Here is a 21,507-nt window from a genome sequence, read left to right as displayed (position 1 = left end):
AATGAGTAAAACTAAAAAATTTAAATTTCTAATATTAATTCCATTTTCTCTAATGAGTTTAAACGCCCTCGCCGACGGCTATATCAACGAAAACATGCTGATTTTTACTTCATCGTCAGATGGAAGCGATGACCCATGGAAAGAACACCCAAAATGTATCGCAATAATCCAACCTGCCGAAACAGCTAAAACGTGGACAGTTCAATATACCTATGCAGACAATAAGCCACTGACATCACCATTTATCACCACACAAAAACCTTCGACAAAGCCAAATGAATGCGAAAATAAAATCCATTTTCCAGATAATATTGTCGGTTCAGGCATATTTGAAAGCTTTTATCCTAATGGCAAAAAGCGTAGTCGTATTGAATATACCGACGGTACATATCAAGGAAAACTTGAGTTTTGGTTCGCCAATGGTCTAAAAGAACAAGAATCCTATGTACTAGATGGCTCAACTACTGGAGATTACAAAATGTGGCATCCCAATGGTCAACTCGCCCTTTCCATGAAATATAAGAGTGAGCAAGTAAATGGAATGAAACAACGCTGGTATGAAAATGGTGAACCGTGGACCTATGTCCGCTTTGAAAATGGCGTGATGATTGGTGAACTCAAACAGTGGTTTCAAAACCAAAAATTAGAACGCCAAGGACAATATCGCAATGGTTTACGCCAAGGCGAGTACAAAATTTGGTTTAACGATGGCACACCAGAAGCAATCTTAAATTATCAAGCAGGGAAAATTATCTCAGGTCAGTGTTGGAGTGAAAACGGTAAAGAATTGACATTAAAAAAATGTATCAACAATTACGGTGACGAAGAATAACCTACGCATAAATGGTGGTAGCGAAATCACACTACCACTTTATTTTTACCCTGTACTTTTACCTTAAACAAAAACTTATCTGCCTGAATAAAGGCTTAATAGTTTTCTGCTCCAGTCACTACATCGATACTCGCAAATACTTTCAGCAATTTGAATAAGCCAATCTTACCGAGCATGTTCAATCAAGATTAAAAACTCATCTCCACCAAAACTTACAATCGGATTAGATTGGCAATATTCAATACACCTAACTTTTATTAGCGTACATAAAAAAACAAACCTAATTTATCCAAAATATCTAAAGTTAATTGTTTACGTTCCGCAGGATCATCACCCGATTTCATTTGCATATTTAAAGCAAAAGCAGTGACTTTTCCATTGGGTTGTTCCACCCATCCCGTATACCAACCGACTTGTGGTTCTACATCCATTCCCCAACCACTTTTGGCATAAAGTTTTGTATCACCACGACGTTCAATATAAAGCATGTCTTTAACTTGTTGTTGAACAGTGCTGTCAAAAGCCAATTTTTTCATTGCCAGCTGATAAGCAAATTGGGCCTCTTGCTCTGGACTAATTTTTAATGGTCCCACTAACCAAAAACTGTCGATTTGTGATCCAATTTGAGCATTACCATATTGGATTCGTTGTACTTCTTGTTGCATCAGATCATGACCAATACGTCTTGCTAGCACTTGATAGACAGGTACAGCCGAAACCTGCATCGCTTCTGCCAAAGTCATATCTTTTTCCCATGCAGGAATAAAACGCTTTTCACCATTCCATTTAAATAGTTCGGTAGTTGTGACTTTTTGATGTTGTAGACCGATTAACGCATTCAGCATTTTAAAAGTAGATGCAGGAATATATTGCGTATTTGAACGTTTTAAATCGTTGCCATAACGTTTTAATGTTGAACCGTCATAAGTGACAAATACCGCTTGAGTCTGAGCATGATTAAACAATAAAGGAATATCCTGCGCGCGTTGAGTTGTTATAGTCTGACCCTCTTGATGATGATACTGACAACCTGAAAGCAATAAATTCACGAATAATGCACACATGCTTATCTTTTTCACAACACCCATCAATTTAACTCACTGTTCTGAATGACTTTCTCTACTCATATTCTCAAGTTTTGGCTTTTTTATTGGAATTATTTTTAATTTGAATGTAAGAAAATATTTACACGTGCAACATATCAGTGCATAATGCACCTCATTAGGGCGGTTTAGAATGATTCCTCAGCAGAATTTCTAAATCTTCCTCAGATTTTGGCGAAAAATCCCAGTTTTCTTGAAAATTGGGATTTTTTTTGGCAATAATCATGCCAATGTTGATACACCAGTGAAAATAATGATCCAATCTAGTGCGTAATCAAACATATTGGATAGAAATAAATTCCAAAATAAAAAAAAGCCCAGTCTTGGGGAAAACTGGGCATATAAACTTTAAAATCAGTTAAAGTTCAATTTTTAACCAATGAACTTTATTCGTCAATTATGTGAAATAGATCCATATTTGTAAAGTTGATTAAAATGATAGTTTTTGAATTAATTATCGGATTTTTAAATAAATGAGTTTATAAACACATTATAAACTATATGATATGTATTTAATCATTAAATAAAGCTTTACCACAACCGAGTCGACTAAAAAATCCAACTATTGAACACTACCTCATGATTGATAATACCGATTGCTTTCTGATAATTGAAAAAAAATTTAATAGGAAATTTAATATTTTGTCATATTTTTGACATGAATTAAAACTTTCTTATCAATTTACTGTCTTGTTCTGATTGATTTTTTTATAGGGTTGACTTGTAACAAACCATTTGTCTATTTTTTAGACAGCATATTTTTATTTCTTTTTCAATTATTCAATGTTCTTAAACATCATTGACTTAATATATTGTTACAATACAATGCCGTGTGTTTCAACAATTCGTCCTATCGGAAAAGATTATGAAAAAACTCGGTTTAGCCACTGCTTTATTATTAGCCATGACTGGTGCTCAAGCTTATCAATTCGAAGTTCAAGGTCAATCTGAATACATCGATACGACTGTAAATGACAAAGACTTCACTGGCGGTCTTCAAGGTACTTACTTCTTCAAAAATGTTGACTCTTCAAAAGGTCCATTGGCTGAAGCAGCGTTCTTAAACCAAGCGTCTAACGTATCTTTGGCATATAACTATGGCGAATTAGATTCTGACGTTGTTGTACATAACTACGGCGCTAAAGCTGAAGTTTATGTTCCAACTCCATATGTACCTGCATACGCGAGTGCTTCTTATAGCCACACTATCCTTGATGGTAAAAATGGCGCGTCAAATGATCAAGGCGACCGTTTTGCATTTGAAGTAGGTGCTCTTGCTACTCAAAACTTCCTAGTTGCTGTTGGTTACACAAATGTTGCTGACCAAGCTGCTCTAGATGCATTCAATGTTATGGGTAACGGCGTTGCTAAAGCAGTTGCTGAAGCTGTAACAATTGGCGAAGACCAAGATGCGATCACTGCACGTACTAAATACGTTGGTGCTATTGACGGTACTAACATGTCTTTAGCGTTTGAATCAGGCATCATCTATGGTGATGCGACTGCATACCAATTGAAAACTGACCTTTATTTAAATCCTAAATTAAGCGTTGGCGCATCTTATGCAGCTTCAAGCTATGCTGGTACTCCAGATTCAGCTTGGGGTGCTAACGTAAATTACTTCATCACTCCTGCTATTGCAGTTGGTGCTAGCTATGTAAATGCTAACTATGAAGGTAACCGTGCTCAAGACGAAATGCTTGCTGGTGACACTCAAACTGTTGGCGTAAATGCTAAATTCCGTTTCTAATTTTTTAGAAATTGAATCAAAAAAAGGACTCATATGAGTCCTTTTTTTTTTGCGCAAATTATTTAATTTCGAACCACACTTAAGAAATGTAAATGACGTTCATATTGGTCAATAATGTCTTGGAGTAAATCTTCTTGCGTCCACTCCATCACATCATAATTTTGACCACCTTCCCTCAAGAAAACTTCAGCTTGATAAAAATCATCTGATTGTTGATGCATATCATTCATCATAAAACTTGCTGCTACCGTTTTTCGAGCAATGACTTTATAGATAAAATTAAATTCATCATGATGATCTACACTCAATTGCACTCCATCTTCAGTTTCTTTGATCAGTACATTTAAATCACGGCGTTTAAATTCAAAACGCACACTTTCAAATGCTTTCACAACATCTTTTTGAATGTAGTGCTGCACTTCTGCATAGCGATGTGGATAATGCATAATCAGCCCTAAGCGTTGCTGCCAACTTCTTGGGTTCTGCACAGCTCTTGGCGTAATTCGTGCCACTTGCAAGGCTTGCATTTTCATAGCATCTAAACGTAACGCTTTGACTAAGCCCCAACATAGCAGCAACATGATAAAAGTGAATGGTAATGCACTCATCATCGTGGCAGATTGCAAAGCCCCCAAACCACCAACCATCAATAAAATAATGGATAGGATTGCCATAAGCGCTGTCCAAAACAACCTTTGCCAAGTCGGAGAGTGTTCAGTTTTTGCAGTTAAATAATCTGTTACTAACGCCCCTGAATCCGCAGAAGTCACAAAAAATAAAATCACCAAGACTGTTGCGACTAGACTGGAAATCCCTGCAAAGGGTAACTGGGTTAACATCTCAAATAATGCGACAGATGAATCTTTTTGCACTGCCGAAATTAACCCAACATTGCCCTGCTCTAAAATACTGAATAAGGCAGCATTTCCCATGAAGCCCATCCAAATCAGCGTAAATCCTGTCGGAATAAGCAGTACTCCTACAATAAATTCCCGAATAGTTCGACCTTTAGAGACTCGTGCAATAAACATTCCCACAAATGGCGACCATGAAATCCACCATGCCCAATACATAATTGTCCAACCGCCAATCCAACCATTGGATTGATAAGCATATAAATTAAAGGTCATGCTAAATAGATTGGAAATATATTGCCCAGTGTTTTGAATAGTGCCTTGTAGGATATAAACACTTGAACTGGTGAGAAATACAAAAATGAGTAGTAACAATGCTAAAAGCAAATTCAGCTCAGAAAGCCGCTTGATGCCTTTATCTAAACCCATAAAAACAGATAATGAAGCCAGTGCACTGACAAAAATAATCAACATGATTTGGGTACTAATACTGCTTTCCCAGCCAAATAAATAATTCAATCCTGAATTAATTTGGGTCACACCAAAACCCAAAGTCGTTGCTACACCAAATACCGTACCAATGGTGGCAAAGGTATCTACTGCATCACCAATTGGACCATAAATTTTTTGACCAATAATTGGATATAAACCCGAGCGTACTTTGAGAGGTAAGTTATAGCGAAAGGCAAAATAAGCCAAAGTTAAACCGACAATGGCATAGATTGACCATGCATGTAAGCCCCAATGGAAGAAGGTGATTCTCATGGCTTGTTGTGCGGATTGAATACTTTGTGGGTCACCTGTCGGTGGGTTGACATAGTGCATGACGGGTTCAGCGACCCCAAAAAACATCAGTCCAATTCCCATACCTGCGGTAAACAGCATGGCAAACCATGATCCATTGCCATATTCAGGTTGGCTGTGATCGGGTCCTAGTTTGATTTTCCCCATGTCTGAAAAAGCAATACAAATCAGGACAATTAAGAATATGGCGACTGATAATACATAGAACCAGCTAAATGAATCAGTGATCCATAGATTCATTTGTTGGGTCATTAACTCGAAAGCATTTGGTGCAAAAACAACGACTGCTAAAAAAAGTGCAATAATTCCTACAGTGCTGAAAAAAACATTTGGATTGACATTATCAAACCACTTGGCTTTTTTGGAAGGCATAGTTCCTCCAGGTTTTTATATTTGATGGATAGACTTTTTAAAGTCAAAGAAAGGCATTCACAGATGTGAAAAAAGACGAACCCTGCAGAATAACGATTGGGTTCGGGGCATATTATAATTTAAATTATCATTTTCAACAATTTAGTAAATGTAACAACACCTTATTGTTATGATTTAGGTTTAATATCAATATATTGCAAAGCAATCATCCGTGAGACGATGAGGGCAAAATACATCACACCACAAAACATTTGCAACATTGCAAGCACACGAGCTGCGGGTGAAATCGGAATTAAATCGGATAAACCCGTCGCAGATTGCAAACTAAAACTAATAAATAATAGGTCTAACCATGATTGGTAGTCTGCAATATGATTTGGATTTTGAAAACTTTGTGGAACTAATAATTGGCATACACTATATAAAAATGCAAATCCCCAAGCGATCAGAGTAAATACAGCACCCGCAGCAAAAAGTTCATCCTTAGTTAAATAACGGTCTTCAAACATATAACGAATCAAACCATAAGCGGCACAAAAATACGCTGCTGCCTCAAATAAATGGGTAAAAACTTGCAATGTGACTGAACTAAAACCCATCAACATGAGCAATGAGAGTAGAAATGCACCAATGACAAAAGTTAAGCCCAAAATGGTAAATGTCGGGGTTTGTCGGATCACTTTGGCAATCATTAATAATGCAAAAACACCCAATGACCATGTAAGAATCTGATAACTTCGACTGCCACTGGTATATACCGATAAAATAAGAATGAGTAACTGCACCAACAACAACCATGCTGAAGGTAATAATTTAAAGCCTGTCCAAAAGTCGATGATTGAACGCATATTTTTAGATTCTGTTTGTTTTTATCAGTTTTAAAATTAACACATTCATCAACATTGATAAATTTTTTCTGATTTTAAAAAATTAAAACGCCATAAAAAAACACCTCCAAGGAGGTGTTCTTCATATTATCGCATCGTTTCAATTAGTGATCTGAAGTGCCTGAGATACCAATACCTGTTTGTGAACGAACGTATTGTGCATCAAATGCTTTGCGTTCTGCTTCTGCACGTGCTGATTTATCAGTCACAGAGAAGAACCAACAGCAGAAGAATGCAAGTGGCATAGCGAAGATCGCAGGACCATTGTATGGGTTAATTGGTGTATCAGAGATTTTTAATGTATCTACCCAAACTGCTTTAGATAAGATAATTAATGTTACTGCTGTGATTAGACCAGCCAAACCACCAATAACCGCACCACGTGTTGTTAAACCTTTCCAGAACATTGAAAGTACAAGGATCGGGAAGTTTGCACACGCTGCAACAGAGAATGCCAAGCCAACCATGAATGCAACGTTTTGTTTTTCGAAAACAATACCTAAGATCATTGCAAAAATAGCAAGACCTAAAGTTGCAATCTTAGACATACGTAATTCAGATTCAGGGGTTGTTTGACCTTTCTTGAATACGTTTGCATACAAGTCATGAGAAATTGCTGAAGCACCTGACAATGTCAAACCTGCAACAACTGCAAGAATGGTCGCGAATGCTACTGCTGAAATGAAGCCCATGAACAAGTCACCGCCAACAGCATCAGACAAGTGAACCGCAGCCATGTTGTTACCGCCAACAAGTTCTAACTTACCAGTAACCGCCATTTTTGCAACGTCGATGAATTGTGGGTTGTTTGATACGAAAAGGATCGCACCGAAACCAATGATGAATGTTAATAGGTAGAAGTAACCAATAAAGCCTGTCGCAACAACAACTGATTTACGTGCTTCTTTTGCATCTTTAACCGTAAAGAAACGCATAAGAATATGGGGTAAACCTGCTGTACCGAACATCAATGCAAGACCTAAAGATAAGGCATCGAGTGGATTGGCAGCCAATTTACCTGGCCCCATGATGTGGCTTGCTTCAGCGACAGTAACGTCATGTACTTTTGCAAATACATCAATAGACTGTCTGAACATTTCTGCGAAGCTATAACCTACAGAATGCATAACCATGAATGCCATGAAAGTTGCACCTGAAAGTAACATCACCGCTTTGATGATCTGTACCCAAGTGGTCGCTAACATACCGCCAAAGATCACGTAAGCCATCATAAGAAGACCAACGATTACAACTGCGATGTTGTAGTTCAAACCAAATAATAGTTTGATGAGCTGACCTGCACCCACCATTTGCGCGATTAAATAGAATGCAACAACAACCAATGAGCTAATAGCAGCAAGTGTACGTACTGGTTTTTCTTCTAGACGGAATGCAACCACGTCTGAAAGATTATATTTACCTAAGTTACGCAAACGTTCTGCAACTAAGAACAATACGATTGGCCAACCCACCATGAAACCAAGTGAATAAAGCAAACCATCAAAGCCTGAACTAAACACCAATGCGGAAATACCCAAGAACGATGCTGCTGACATATAGTCACCTGCAATCGCTAAACCATTTTGGAAACCTGAGATTCCACCGCCTGCTGTATAGAAATCTGCAGTACTCGTGGTTTGTTTTGCTGCCCATTTGGTAATGAACAAAGTTAAGCCGACGAAAATGGCAAACATGATAATTGCATGCCAATTGGTCGCTTGTTGCTGGGCTTCACCCAAATCAGGGCCAGCTTGCGCAAGGGTAGAAAGCAGTGCAGTAGATGCTAGAGCTGCTTTAGTTTTTAAAGAGTTCCATTTCATCTTAGTGTAATCCTTTCTCATGAGCGATCGCTTCAACTTCTTTCATAGCATCATTGGTCAAATGATCTAATTTATTATTGGCAATGTATGAATACACACCACACAAAATGAAAGATAGAACGATAATACCCAGACCTAAAGGAATACCCCAAGTCGTAACCCCACCAGGAGTGACCGTCGTTAATAAGAATTCCTTGTTGTAACCAACTAAAAGCATAAATCCAACGTAAACAAACAACATAATTGCAGTTAGTGTCCAGCTCAATTTACTTTTTTTAGCAACCATTTCTTTGAATTTTGGATTTTGTAGAATCGCATCTACTTGTCTCTCATCCATAACCATGCTCCTTGTTAAGCGACCAGTCCTCTGGTTGCTTTTTTTAATCATTTTTAACACTGTTAAAATTAACAATGTTGTGGGGTTCTCGTAACTTAGACTTTGGTCGTTAAATTTTGATCAAATTGAACGTGTCAGTTCACCGATGCGCTATTATAGCCATAGCTTTTTATACTGTAGTCCTTATGAACAGTTGGTTAATTATAGGGGTTCTCGCCCTTTACATCCTCATTCTATTCGTCTGCGCCTTCTTTGGAGAGAAGCATGCGAGTCGATTAAGTACACGCGGAAGGATGATTCTCTTTAGTCTAACATTGGGCGTTTATTGCTCTTCTTGGACATTTTATGGAGCAACTGGCGCTGCGGTTCGTGAAGGGATTATTTTCCTCCCCATTTATTTGGGACCACTACTGTTCGTTTGGCTCGGTTATGATATTTGGCGACGTTTAGGCCGTGTACGTCAACATCATGCTATTTCTTCTATTGCTGACTTTGTCGCTGCACGTTACGGCAAAAGTGGAACATTGGCGTCTTTAGTCACCATTCTTGCTGTCGTTGCGATTATTCCTTATCTTGCTTTGCAATTGCGTGCTATTGCGCTCAGTGCATCTGTAATGCTCGATCACAACACAGAGGTCATATCTAGTACAACCAACGGTGTATTGGGCTTAACCGCTGTTTTAGCCATCTTGGCGATGATGTTTGGAACACGACAAATTGCCAATACAGAACAACATGGCGGCTTAATGCTCGCAGTGGCATTTGAATCTTTTGTAAAACTCTTTGCGCTGCTGTGTGTGGCATTTTTCTTTATTTTCGATGCGCCTGAAAATATTGTGCAAATTTCCAAAGATGTACAAAAAACTTTTCATGAAGTTCAATTGTTTGGTGTCCCTGAAACTTTTTGGGTTCAAACACTTTTAGCCGCATTAGCCATTATTTGTTTACCACGACAGTTCCACGTTGCAGTGGTTGAACTACGTGATGAAAAACATATTCGTGGCGCACGACGTTGGTTTGCGGCATATCTAATACTCACAATTATCGCCATTATTCCAATTGCCAGTTGGGCACTGCATGCTGCACCACATTATTTAACTATTCCAGATGTTGCCGTTTTATCTTTACCGATCAGCTACAACCAAGACTGGTTATCGCTCTTAGCCTTTTTAGGCGGATTTTCAGCATCGACAGGTATGTTATTGGTATCGTCTGTTGCCTTGTCTATCATGCTCAGTAATGACTTGATCATGCCTGCATTATGGCAATTTGGCATTCTTTCACGGCATGATAAACGCTTACCACAAGTGCTTAAATTTACTCGTCGAGTCTGTATTCTTGCCGTCATGTTATTGGGCTTTTTATTCTTCCATTTCTTTAATGATATTGATCAGTTATCTACCTTTGGACTATTAGCATTTAGTGCTGTGGCTCAATTCTCCCCTGCCCTCATTGGTGGTTTGTACTGGCGTGGCGGTAGCCGTCAAGGCGTGTATGCAGGTTTAGTGGTTGGCTTTATTCTTTGGTCATATACCTTATTATTCCCAACCATTTTACGCAGTTTACCGAACGAATATAGCCAGCTTGCACACCAACTTTTAATGTATGGACCATTGGGTGTTGAATGGTTACGACCAGAAGCATTGTTAGGTTTTGAATCTTTCGCTCCCCTGACACATGGTGTGATTTGGGCACTGGGTTTAAACATCACGCTATATATCTGGGTTTCTAGAATTTACCGCCCCAGTATTGCAGAACAAATTCAGGCAGAAAGTTTCTTCTATTACGAAACCAAGCCATTGCCTGCACAAAGCACATCCACAGATATCAGCTATTTACATCATGATGTTGCGAAATTAAAAGTTGGCGATTTAATTGCGCTCGCGAAACGCATTACAGGTGATGGGCCAGCCACTCACGCATTTAAACAGTTCTGCACCATCAATAATGTAGTGTTGAATGAAAATAGTAGTGCCAATGGTATGTGGTGGCGTTTTACCGAACAATATTTAGCAGGCACGATTGGAGCTGCATCTGCACGAACATTACTCACCACAGCAATGGTGAATAATGGTTTAGCTTTAGGTCAAGTCGCCAATATTCTTGATCAAGCTTCACAATGGCAACGCTTCAATCAAAATCTCATTATGACCATGATTGACCATATGACCCAAGGGGTGAGTGTGGTCGATGAAAATATGTGTTTGGTCGCATGGAATAATCAATATTTAAAACTTTTTGATTATCCAAAAGATCTGGTTTATGTCGGTTGTCCAATTTCAGATTTAATTCGCTATAACGCTGAACGTGGTGAATGTGGACCAGGTTCCATCGAAGAGCATGTGCGTAAGCGGATTCATTGGATGAAAGTCGGTAGCGCACATGAGTTTGAACGTATCCGTAAGGATGGTCGTGTCATTCAAATGCGTGGTAATCCAATTGAAGGTGGTGGTTTTGTTACAACCTTTGCCGATATTACCGCCTTCCGTGAAAATGAGGCTGTTCTAGAAGCACGGGTATCGGATCGTACTCAACAACTTGGCGATGCATTGACCGAACAACAGTTGGCACGTGAGCAAGCAGATAAAGCCAATATGTCGAAAAGCCGCTTTATTGCAGCAGCCAGTCATGACCTACTTCAACCTATGCATGCTGCACGCCTGTTTAGTACCGCCTTAGAACAAAGTATTCAATCCGATGAAGACAGTAAAACCTTACAACAACTTGATCGAGCCTTACATGGTGCAGAAAGTATGCTGTCTGCCTTGTTAGATATTGCACGTTTGGAAGGTGGCTCTATTCAACCTAAACGTCAAGCTTACCCACTGCACGATTTATTGAGTGATCTAGAATTACAATTTAAGTCTATTGCAGCACAACGTAATATCCAATTTAAAGTCCATGATGTGCAGTTTTGGATTGATACTGATCCGCAATGGATTCGTCGTATTATCCAAAATTTCGTCAGTAATGCCCTACGTTATACTGCACGTGGCCGTGTCATTGTTGGTGTATTACGTGATGCAACACGTCCGCAACATATTAAAATTGGTGTTTGGGATACAGGCCCCGGTATTGCAGAAGAACAACGCATTAAACTGTTCCAAGAATTCGAACGTTGTGGACACACTTCTCCATGGGGTGAGCAAGGTTTAGGACTTGGCTTAGCCATTGTGCAACGTATGACCAGTCTATTGGACTACCCTGTACATGTTTATTCAGAGTTAGGTAAAGGTTCCTGCTTTATGATTGAAGTGCCAATTGTGGCTGCACCAAAAGTCACGACTTCTCCAATTCAAGCGATACCACTCAAGACCAAAGCCTATAAAATTCTATGTTTAGATAATGATGAAACTATTTTAGAAGGTATGTCGACCTTACTGACCAAATGGGGCTATCAAGTATTCAAAGCCACTGAACCTGAACAAGCCTTGGAAATAATTCAGCAGGAAAATATTCAAGTGTGGTTGGTCGACCAACATTTGAATCATGGCAAAATCGGTTTAGATTTTATTGTTGAAAATCGTCAAGAAAATGTCCCATCTGCGTTAATCACTGCCGATTCTGACCCTGAATTACCGCAACGTGTTAAAGATTTAAATGTGGTCTTACTTAAAAAACCATTGAAGCCAGCATCATTACGAGCATGGTTATCGGGTTTGAAAATATCTCAATAATCGGATGTTATATTTCAGCACTTTATGAAGCTTTTTCCTTTAGAGGAGAAAGCTTTTCTTTTTGCACATTCAAATGAATATTCCTCATTTTTAAATATCTAAAAAATTTCTTCTTCATCTTTTGAAACATTTATAAGGATGCTGAACTTAAACAATAGACATATTTTTTAAGTGAAATAGCAAATTTTTCTTGGATTTATGCAAAAACATTCAAAAATTAGCAAAAGTGAATCAGTTTGATTGACCAAAAAATTCAAAGTACCCTTTTCTATGGCAAAGAACATCAAAATACTCAATATACACTTGTATAATTAGTTACAAATTCACATTCCATTGATTTCAATCATTAAAAATACACATTTTCAACCTTGTACAACTTTAGTCGCATTCTTATTGCATCTCAAATAATTCCAAAATTAGAACATTGTTAGAAAACGCTTAAATGTGCAGGGATGCAACGTTGATGCGTCATCAATTTTTTAAATAGGATTTTTGCTATGAATATTTCAGAATTTGTTCCGCATGGAATTCATCAAACTCAACAATTCCATCGTCAATACGGTGTAAATGCCATCTTGCCTGAAATTAATTGGCGAGAAATTTTTAAATTTACCAAGTTGAACGATACCCATATTCAAGCTTTAAATTCACTGTATCAAAGTGCTGTACCACTTGCGTTACAAATTTTTGATGAACTTAAACTTGATGTATTTGCACCGACCGCATTTCATCCACAAGGTTTGGGATTATTTGACAAATTAGCGCAACAAGAAGAAAAACTGGTGCAACGCTTAGAAGATGAATCGAGTTGCCTAAATGACGAAGTACGCCATCAAATTTGGAGTATGTTGCTTCGTGGTGGAGCAGTTTTGGTCTTTAAAGCATGGTTGGCTAAAGTCAAAACCAATGAAAATCAATTGGATATGACCCAATTTGATGAACTTTCTGACCTACTTTTCATTAAAACGTCTCCAACAACATTGGCACACCGCTTAGATGTAAATGCACAAGCAGATTATGACCATATCTTCTTAATGTACGGTAATGATATTTTCCTTGACCGTTTTAATAGCTTAGAAACAGCTGCATTGTTCGTAGATTTAGGCGTTTACGATGCTGCTTTTTTAAGTCTGCGTGATGATCGTGTTGCAGATTATTTAAAAAGCAAAGGCTATGTGACTCAAGATCAGATCGATGATCTAAAATGTGCTTTGAATCCTTTAGGCTGTCCAGACCTTGTTTCTAAACAAGATTGTTTGGCTTAATTCATTCAAAGATCATAAAAAAGACCTCAATTGAGGTCTTTTTACTTTTTATGAGCAGCTTAAACTTTCTTTTCTTCTATATTCAAAGCACCAATCGCTAAAACCGCCTGTGTACGATTCTGTACACCTAATTTACGGAAAATAGCCGTAACGTGCGCTTTAATGGTTGCTTCTGAAACGTCCAATTCATAAGCAATTTGCTTATTCAATAAACCTTCTGCCACCATCATTAACACACGGAATTGCTGTGGTGTTAAAGACTGGATACGTTCAGCCAAAGCCGTTTCATCTGCAGCACGTGGGTCAAAATTCATATTTGCTGTCGGTAAATTTGGCGGTAACCAAAGATCGCCCTCTAGCACTTTACGAATTGCTTCACCAATCAGGCTCGGATGCGCTGACTTCGGAATATAACCCATTGCACCATGCGCAATCGCACGTTGAATAATAGAGGGTTCTTCGTGAGCTGACACAATAATAATTGGAAGGGATGGATACTGCGCACGAACATGCACCAATGCAGAGAAACCTGAAGCACCGGGTAAGTTCAAATCCAATAAGACTAGATCTGGTTCTGGACCATTTTCCAAACGTTCATAAAATTCATTAACTGCCGCAGTTTCATTGATCTGAGCTTGTGGCAAACTATAACGAACCGCCTGAATTAACGCATGGCGAAACAGTGGATGATCATCAACGATTAAAATATTCATAAGCGAAGCGAGAGATCTCTCTAGCACAGTTATTTCATTCTAACCGCACTATTGCTATTAAGGATACGTAAATCTTAACGAATTTTTGGATTATTTATCGGCTTTAATTATTATTCCCTACATTTTTTATGTTATTCAGCAAAATTGAGATTTAAATATCATTTTTAATTATAAAATAAAGATATAAAAATGAATTGCTTATTTGAATTTAAAATAACATTTAGCTTCATGTACTTAAAGCATTTATCTGATGGTTATTTAAACACATTTGAGGTTATCTTAAAAACTGATAACCAATCTGTTTTTGCTTATTTTACAGGGCATCCCACAATATAGATTAATAAATGGTATCCCGAGATTAAGTTTATTAGGTCGCCAACATGTCTATTTTTACTCAACAAAAACCATTAAATATTGTTGCAGTTTCAGGTGGTTTAAATAATCCATCAAAAACAGAAAGTCTAGTTCAAGCAATTATTGATGAACTTGGCCAAGCAACGCCAATTAATGTGCATTTCATTAAATTCAGTGAAATTGGGCAATTATTGGGTGGTGCGATTTACCGCAATCAACTTCCGCAACGTGTGCAAGATGATTTGGCTGCTGTTGAAGCTGCCGATGCGTTGATTGTCGGCACACCCGTTTACCGTGCTTCATTCACAGGTTTATTTAAACATTTTTTTGATTTCGTAGAGCAAACAGCGCTTGTTGATGTTCCTGTTTTACTTGCAGCTTCTGGTGGTTCAGACCGTCATGCTTTGGTCCTTGAGCATCAACTTCGCCCATTATTCAGTTTCTTCCAAGCACAGACTTTACCGATTGGTGTCTATGCAACGGATCGTGACTTTACGCCTGAATACACCATTAAAAGTGAACATCTGCAAGATCGTATCACCTTAGCCGTGGCACGTGCTTTACCTATTTTGGAATGGGCTCCTGCCAAAGGTCAACGTGCAGAAGTGGTCAAAGCCAAAACTGAACAAGCCAATCAAAACTTAGGTATTAACAAACAAATTGAACAGGAAGATGTTTTGCCATCGGCTGCTGTTCCAAGTTTGGATGCTGCGGAGAATCTATTACATGCAAAATCTAAAACTCCACAATCTCAGGTTGCTTAATAACAACCTTATATAAATTGATCATAAAAAATAGAGGATGAGAAAATGTCGAAATATCTCTTTAATAACGATCCATTAAAAAATGCCCCATCAAATAACAATGAAGCCGTTAAATTTGCCTATTGGGTTCCCAATGTCAGTGGCGGCTTGGTAGTCAGTAATATTGAACAACGTACAGATTGGAGCTATGACTATAACGTCCGTTTGGCGCAAGCTGCGGAAAAAAACGGGTTTGAATATGCACTGACTCAAATTCGCTTTACCGCAGGATATGGGGCGGAAAATCAGCATGAATCAGTAAGTTTTAGTCATGCTTTATTAGCTAAAACAGAAAAATTAAAAGTCATTGCAGCAATTCTTCCTGGTCCGTGGAAACCAGTCCTAGCAGCAAAACAATTGGCAACCATTGATTATTTAACAAATGGTCGTGTGGCGATTAATGTCGTTAGTGGTTGGTTTCGTGGCGAGTTTGATGCCATTGGCGAGCCGTGGCCAGAGCATGATGAGCGTTATGTCCGTTCGGAAGAGTTTATCCGTACTTTAAAAGGCATCTGGACGACAGATAATTATAGTTTTGAGGGTAAATATTACCAATTTAAAGATTACACTTTAAAACCAAAACCTGTGCAAAAGCCACATATTGAAGTGTTCCAAGGGGGTAGCTCTCGTGCCGCACGAGACATGGCTTCTCGTGTTTCCGATTGGTATTTTACCAATGGCAATACACCTGCCGAGCTGAAAAAGCAGATTGATGATATCCGTGAAAAAGCCAAATTGAATCATCATTCAGTCAAAATTGGTGTAAATGCCTTCATCATCGCCCGTGATACTGAAGAAGAAGCCAAGCAGGTTCTACAAGACATTATTGATGGTGCCAATGTCGAAGCAGTCAATGCTTTTGGTGATGCAACGCGCGAAGCAGGTGCTGCGTCTAAAGAAGGTGAAGGTAACTGGGCAAAATCTACTTTTGAAGATTTGGTGCAATATAACGATGGTTTTAAAACCAACTTAATCGGTACGCCACAACAGATTGCAGAACGAATTGTTGAGCTTAAAAGTGTGGGTGTAGATTTAGTGCTTTCAGCCTTTTTACATTTTATCGAAGAAGTTGAATATTTTGGTGCAAAAGTGCTGCCTTTAGTTCGTGAATTAGAAGAGGCTCAAAAAAGTCAAATCACCGCAAAATCAGCTTAAAATAAATGTTTGAAAAAATAGTGCTGTGAAAACAACAATAAATAATTAAAAGTTTTGCAGTTTTTCCCTCTTGACTCGGCTTGAGGGATTTTTTTATTTTAATTCTTCAATAATTTTTTTAACTTATCACTATGGAAAAAATCAAATATTCTATTACCAAGTCGATCACTGCATATTTCCAAATGCATATAGAGCTTGTTACTACCTCACACATAGTTGATCAACAGACGCAATTATCAAAACCTTATACATCAAAATTCATATTACAATTAAAGTCCATAAAATACATTTTGATTAATTTAATCCACATCACATTAAAGCTACTTTATATAACACAATTCAATTTAAAAACAAAAAGATAGCTTCAAAAAAACAATACTCAAATCAAAATTCCCCATATAATCGAATGATCTTTTTATGACATTTTTGTCATTATTTTTATTTTGGGGAACGCATCATGGCTTTAAACGCTTTAGCATTTAGAACCACATTATTGGCACTATCTTTATCCATCGGATTAACTGCCTGTGGTGGGGGCGGTAGCAGTAACGGAGATTCTGCTCAGCCAGAAGAAAAACCTATTATTCCGCCTGTGATCGTTCCCAATGACCGTGTGAAACTGGCTTTAGAAACAGGGAGTGCCGCAAATTTAACAGAACAAGATCGCCAAACACTCATCAATTTAGCCTTGAATACCGCAAAACAACAACAGAATTGGCAAAAAAAACTGCTTACCGCTTTGTATAGCAATACCAATAATCAGCCGCTACAGCCCTATTTACAATTTACGCCAAATGCTTCAATTAATATATATCCAACCGATTTAAGTACAGCATTGCCGATTGCAGTCAGTGATAAAAACTGTAACTGGGCACTGACTTTACAGAACAATAAAGGCTGTGGCTTGGGCGTTGCCAGTCAAATTGGCAATGGTCGTGCCCTCGCCTACGGACAGAATATGTTCAATGGTGTATTGAATAGCAATCCAGATTTCACCCAATTTACCGAAGTACTAAACAACAGCCTACGTTGGCTTATTACTGGTGATACCAAACAGGCAGTGAATAAAGTACTAAATGTCTCTGTACAAGGTATGCCCGTTGATCAAGTTAAACGCTATTTGGAACAACAACTTGGAACAACTGTAACATTTCCAGAATGTAATGCTTTAGATCCTAAAAATGCCTGTTGGCAAGACCTTGACCTGATTGTAATCAGTTCCAATATTGCCAACCAAACATTTGAAAAAGAGCTAATTGAAAAATATTTAAAAGCAGGTAAAGCTGTTTATTTTCAAGCCAATACATATGGCATGAATAGTAATATTGATAAAGTGTTGGCAGCAATGAATATGCAAGCCAACAATAGCTATTATCGTAATAAAGATGAAATTCTGCTGTCGGCTAAACTCAGCCCTCAACAACGCTGGGATCAATTCAATCAAATTGATGCAACCATTAATGTCTTACAATATTTTGCAGATCCCGCTGCGGTTAATTTAGGCGAACTGAAATCTGACCATGCCATCATTCAAGGCATCAATACGCTATCCAGTTCATTACAGAATTTGAATAATCAGGGCCTTTCTGCTTTTAGCGAGCAAAATACCAACAGTATTTTAAAACCACTGGTGTTGCTTGCAGATCTATGGCGTCCAAGCGTAAATTACAACAATTTAAAGAAAAATGGTGATGCTCAGGCATTCATGCAAGCCTACGCCTCCGATGCATGGCTCGATTATAAACGTCATGCAACCACAGCATCGCTTACTGGTGCAGGCGACTATATGCCTGTAGAAGCTCAAAATATGCCTGTCAGCAGTGACTGGGAAACCATCACGGTCACCATTCCGCAAACTTCAGGAATTACCGCCATTGGTCGTGCCAGTATTCCTGCCAAAGCGATGAGCATTCAAGTGGTAGATGCTCAGGGTGCAAATCTGTCAGTACAGACCAGTTATTTACGAGCTTGGGGTAATCCATTTGATGATGATGGCTATAAACGCCCACTGCGACCAAACAGTTATAACGTCAAACTGGATACGCAGCAGGACAATGCTTTTATCAGTCCATTTGGTGGACCATTGATGCTAACTTATAACAATGCCAAGGCAGGTAGCACCATTACGCTGAAAATTAAAGGCAGTGCAAAATATGCACATTATGACTTTACCCAAGAGATGTCTCAGGCTGAAAAAAGTCAAGCGACTCAGGTTCTACAAAGTAAAACCTTTGGATGGAATACCTTTAAATTTGTCGGCGGGGAAATTCAGCAGACCAATGCCTATGCCCTTAAAGCGATTGGTAATTTAACACCCGATGTATATATCGAAAGAATCAAGACTGTGATATATGACAGTAACCATATTGCCAATGGTTATAACAACATGCCACTGGATAACAGCACTCAGCAATACTGTAATACACTGGGATGGGATTGTACGGGTACGATTCACCGCGCACCAAATGTTCAGCATTTTGTCGGATGGATTGCGACCTGTGGTTTCCTCTGTTCTGGTAATCCGTCAGATGGTTCAACTGGACTGGATATTGGTTGGGGATGGGTACATGAACTGGGACATAATACAGTTCAAGGTGTTTTAACCATGACCTTCCCATCGACAGAGAATAAGACCACCATCGGCTGCGGTACAGAATGTAATAATAATATTCTGGCGGGTTTGAGCATGCTTCGTAAAAATGAAATTTATGGCTTGGACAATAATGGTAATAACTTTAACCATCCACAGTTATACAACTACATTAAAACCAATCGTGACAGTGGTTTAAGCGGTGAAGCTTTACGCACGAATATGGAAAAAATGCTTTGGCAAGGCAGTGACAATGCCAAACAGGCTGTTCACATGCAACTTGCGCTGAACTATACAAAATTGCATCAGGGCAAAGCGAAACCCAACTCTCAAGGCGTGATGGAATTTATGCGCTTACTGAATATTTCACAGCGTCTATACAATCAGATTGATTTGAGCAAAGCTTCTGAAGCAGACAAAAACAAACTGGGCCTAGGCGCATACAGCAGCAAAAATCTGACCAATCCTGAAATGATTTATGTACTGAGCTCAAAAATAATCGGCTACGACTTGAGTGAGATATTCAAACTCTATGGTTTACCTATCAGTGATACGGCTCATGCATCGGTTGCTATGCTGAATTTACCTGCTGCACCGTTAAATTTCTATGCACAACCTGCCAACCGTTCGAATTACTTAAACGAAGGCACTTGGATCACTTTGCCCTCTACAGGTGTTGTTGCAAATTATCCATATTGATGCTGTTTGAATTAATACATCTTTACTGATCATTTGAATGATCCACAAAACAAAAAGCCCTGAGTCAATATGACTCAGGGCTTTTTGTTGGGTTATTTGAATTGGTATAAATTAGTATTAACACCAAAATATTATGGATAAAGCTTTATGAGTAAAAACTCGGATCAGGCACTTTTCCTGTCAGCACCCACTCCCCAATTTCTTGATATTTATAATCAATTGGATCATGCAAAGTTTGTGTACGCACATTGCGCCAGAAACGATCTAAATTAAGTTGTGCTGTGGTTGCCCTCGCACCCATCACTTGGAAAATATTTTGTGTCACAAATAAAGAGGTATTGGTCGCTGCAATTTTCGCAGTCGCAATAGCAACAGAGACTTCTCCACGCTGCTCAGAAGTCAAATTCTCTCCAATATTCCAAGCATGCTGTAGGGTTTCCACAGCTTTATTTGCCAATAAACGAACACTTTCAAGCTGCACATAGAACTCGGCAAAATGCTTTTGAGTAAATGGGTCATTTACTACATTTTCAACCAATGATTTAGACCATGCTTTTTGGCTTTGCACCGTTTGCTTTGCCACTTCAAAAGCACCTTCTGCAACCCCTAAAAATAAATGCACAAAAATCAGCTGTGCAATCAGCGGACGTAAACTTGAATACGGAGTACTTAATGGCCCAGGATTAAGCAATAGCTCATCTTTATGAATTTTAACCTGTTCAAAGTGACTGCTACCACTGTCCGTTTGGCGCTGTCCCATATTGTTCCAGTCCCCTAAAAAGCTGACACCTTCACGTACAGTAGAAATCGCCGCTATCAGTAATTTTCCTGCATCGTTATAGCCTGAACACAACAAAATGTCCGAATCTATTGAACCTGAACAAAAGCTTTTATCACCCTGAAAAATATATTCATGTTCAGAGATTTGTTCTACTACCGTGCGTTTATCCAAAGGATTTAGAGTATTACCCCAAAATAAATTGTCTTTTGCTGTTTGTTCAAACCACTTCCCATATTGTTCAGGCTGTGCAAAAAGCTGCACTGTTGCGATCAGTAAATGATGAAATCCATATACATGCGCTAAAGAACTGTCCACTTGTGCAATAGTTTGAATGGTTTTGAAAATAGTCGACCAGTCTGCCCCCTGACCACCGTATACTTTAGGGATGGATAAACCGAGCAAGCCACTATCACGAATTAAATCACGTTCCGCTTTAGGATTACCACCGAGCTTATCCCGTGCTGCTGCTGTCTGTGCAAACTGATTTGCCAGTTGTTGTGCAATTTCAAGCGGATGCTGAGTAAAACTCGGTTGTGCTGCGTTCATTATCCAGTCCTTATATCATTCTATTTTTAGCTTAGCAGATCACTGCAATATTCCTTATCTAAATGCCTGCTGTGCTTATTCTATAATTTAAAAACATCAATCAAAAATACCGCCTGAAACATTCAGACGGTATTCAACTTTCAGATAGAATTTAAAGTTAAATGA

General features: G+C 38.6%; 14 protein-coding genes. 7 read left to right on the top strand and 7 right to left on the bottom strand.

Annotated elements, in window-relative coordinates; genetic code table 11:
* The first annotated feature begins 1 nt into the window (after position 1).
* A complete protein-coding gene (locus tag ACG94X_RS00250; protein WP_419381742.1) occupies positions 2 to 832 on the top strand; it encodes a toxin-antitoxin system YwqK family antitoxin in 831 nt (276 codons plus the stop codon).
* Positions 833 to 1,089: 257 nt separating this feature from the next.
* On the opposite strand, the gene blaOXA is transcribed toward ACG94X_RS00250, so the two are convergent.
* Complete coding sequence (blaOXA, locus tag ACG94X_RS00245; protein WP_419381741.1) at positions 1,090 to 1,920, bottom strand: class D beta-lactamase; 831 nt, start codon at positions 1,918 to 1,920, stop codon at positions 1,090 to 1,092.
* An 880-nt stretch (positions 1,921 to 2,800) separates the two neighbouring features.
* Between blaOXA and omp33-36 the strand changes: the two genes are divergently transcribed.
* The gene (gene omp33-36, locus ACG94X_RS00240) at positions 2,801 to 3,685 is read left to right on the top strand and encodes a porin Omp33-36 (protein WP_419381740.1); all 885 of its coding nucleotides are present in this window, start codon (positions 2,801 to 2,803) and stop codon (positions 3,683 to 3,685) included.
* Positions 3,686 to 3,747: 62 nt separating this feature from the next.
* Here omp33-36 and ACG94X_RS00235 read toward each other — a convergent pair whose 3' ends face one another.
* The 4 genes from ACG94X_RS00235 to ACG94X_RS00220 form a co-directional block, all read right to left on the bottom strand.
* Positions 3,748 to 5,715, bottom strand: coding sequence for a glycine betaine transporter (locus tag ACG94X_RS00235; RefSeq protein ID WP_419381739.1), 1,968 nt, complete (start codon positions 5,713 to 5,715; stop codon positions 3,748 to 3,750).
* Positions 5,716 to 5,882: 167 nt separating this feature from the next.
* Positions 5,883 to 6,563, bottom strand: a complete 681-nt coding sequence (locus ACG94X_RS00230) for an ion channel (protein ID WP_419381738.1) — start codon at positions 6,561 to 6,563, stop codon at positions 5,883 to 5,885.
* 143 nt (positions 6,564 to 6,706) lie between these two features.
* Positions 6,707 to 8,422: a cation acetate symporter gene (locus ACG94X_RS00225; protein WP_419381737.1), complete on the bottom strand. Its 1,716-nt coding sequence runs from the start codon at positions 8,420 to 8,422 to the stop codon at positions 6,707 to 6,709.
* A 1-nt stretch (position 8,423) separates the two neighbouring features.
* Positions 8,424 to 8,759, bottom strand: coding sequence for a DUF485 domain-containing protein (locus tag ACG94X_RS00220; protein WP_419381736.1), 336 nt, complete (start codon positions 8,757 to 8,759; stop codon positions 8,424 to 8,426).
* 185 nt (positions 8,760 to 8,944) lie between these two features.
* Here ACG94X_RS00220 and ACG94X_RS00215 point away from each other — a divergent pair, with 185 nt between their 5' ends.
* The gene (locus ACG94X_RS00215) at positions 8,945 to 12,436 is read left to right on the top strand and encodes a hybrid sensor histidine kinase/response regulator (RefSeq protein WP_419381735.1); all 3,492 of its coding nucleotides are present in this window, start codon (positions 8,945 to 8,947) and stop codon (positions 12,434 to 12,436) included.
* A gap of 497 nt (positions 12,437 to 12,933) precedes the next feature.
* The gene (locus tag ACG94X_RS00210; RefSeq protein ID WP_419381734.1) at positions 12,934 to 13,701 is read left to right on the top strand and encodes a hypothetical protein; all 768 of its coding nucleotides are present in this window, start codon (positions 12,934 to 12,936) and stop codon (positions 13,699 to 13,701) included.
* A gap of 59 nt (positions 13,702 to 13,760) precedes the next feature.
* Here the strand turns inward: ACG94X_RS00210 and ACG94X_RS00205 are convergent, their stop codons facing one another.
* Positions 13,761 to 14,414, bottom strand: a complete 654-nt coding sequence (locus ACG94X_RS00205) for a response regulator (protein ID WP_419381733.1) — start codon at positions 14,412 to 14,414, stop codon at positions 13,761 to 13,763.
* Between the two features lie 380 nt (positions 14,415 to 14,794).
* On the opposite strand from ACG94X_RS00205, the gene msuE reads away from it, so the two are divergent.
* The 3 genes from msuE to ACG94X_RS00190 all read left to right on the top strand — a co-directional run bounded on the left by msuE (position 14,795) and on the right by ACG94X_RS00190 (position 20,015).
* A complete protein-coding gene (msuE, locus tag ACG94X_RS00200; protein ID WP_419381732.1) occupies positions 14,795 to 15,532 on the top strand; it encodes an FMN reductase in 738 nt (245 codons plus the stop codon).
* Positions 15,533 to 15,577: 45 nt separating this feature from the next.
* Complete coding sequence (sfnG, locus tag ACG94X_RS00195) at positions 15,578 to 16,726, top strand: dimethylsulfone monooxygenase SfnG (protein ID WP_419381731.1); 1,149 nt, start codon at positions 15,578 to 15,580, stop codon at positions 16,724 to 16,726.
* A gap of 457 nt (positions 16,727 to 17,183) precedes the next feature.
* Positions 17,184 to 20,015, top strand: a complete 2,832-nt coding sequence (locus ACG94X_RS00190) for an ImpA family metalloprotease (RefSeq protein WP_419381730.1) — start codon at positions 17,184 to 17,186, stop codon at positions 20,013 to 20,015.
* 145 nt (positions 20,016 to 20,160) lie between these two features.
* Here ACG94X_RS00190 and ACG94X_RS00185 read toward each other — a convergent pair whose 3' ends face one another.
* Positions 20,161 to 21,342, bottom strand: a complete 1,182-nt coding sequence (locus ACG94X_RS00185) for an acyl-CoA dehydrogenase family protein (protein WP_419381729.1) — start codon at positions 21,340 to 21,342, stop codon at positions 20,161 to 20,163.
* Between the last annotated feature and the right edge of the window lie 165 nt (positions 21,343 to 21,507).

Origin of the sequence: Acinetobacter psychrotolerans, assembly GCF_048552595.1 — a bacterium.
In the GTDB taxonomy this organism is placed as follows: domain Bacteria; phylum Pseudomonadota; class Gammaproteobacteria; order Pseudomonadales; family Moraxellaceae; genus Acinetobacter.
The sequence above is the reverse complement of the archived record's forward strand: the minus strand, read 5'-3'. Positions and strand labels throughout refer to the sequence as shown.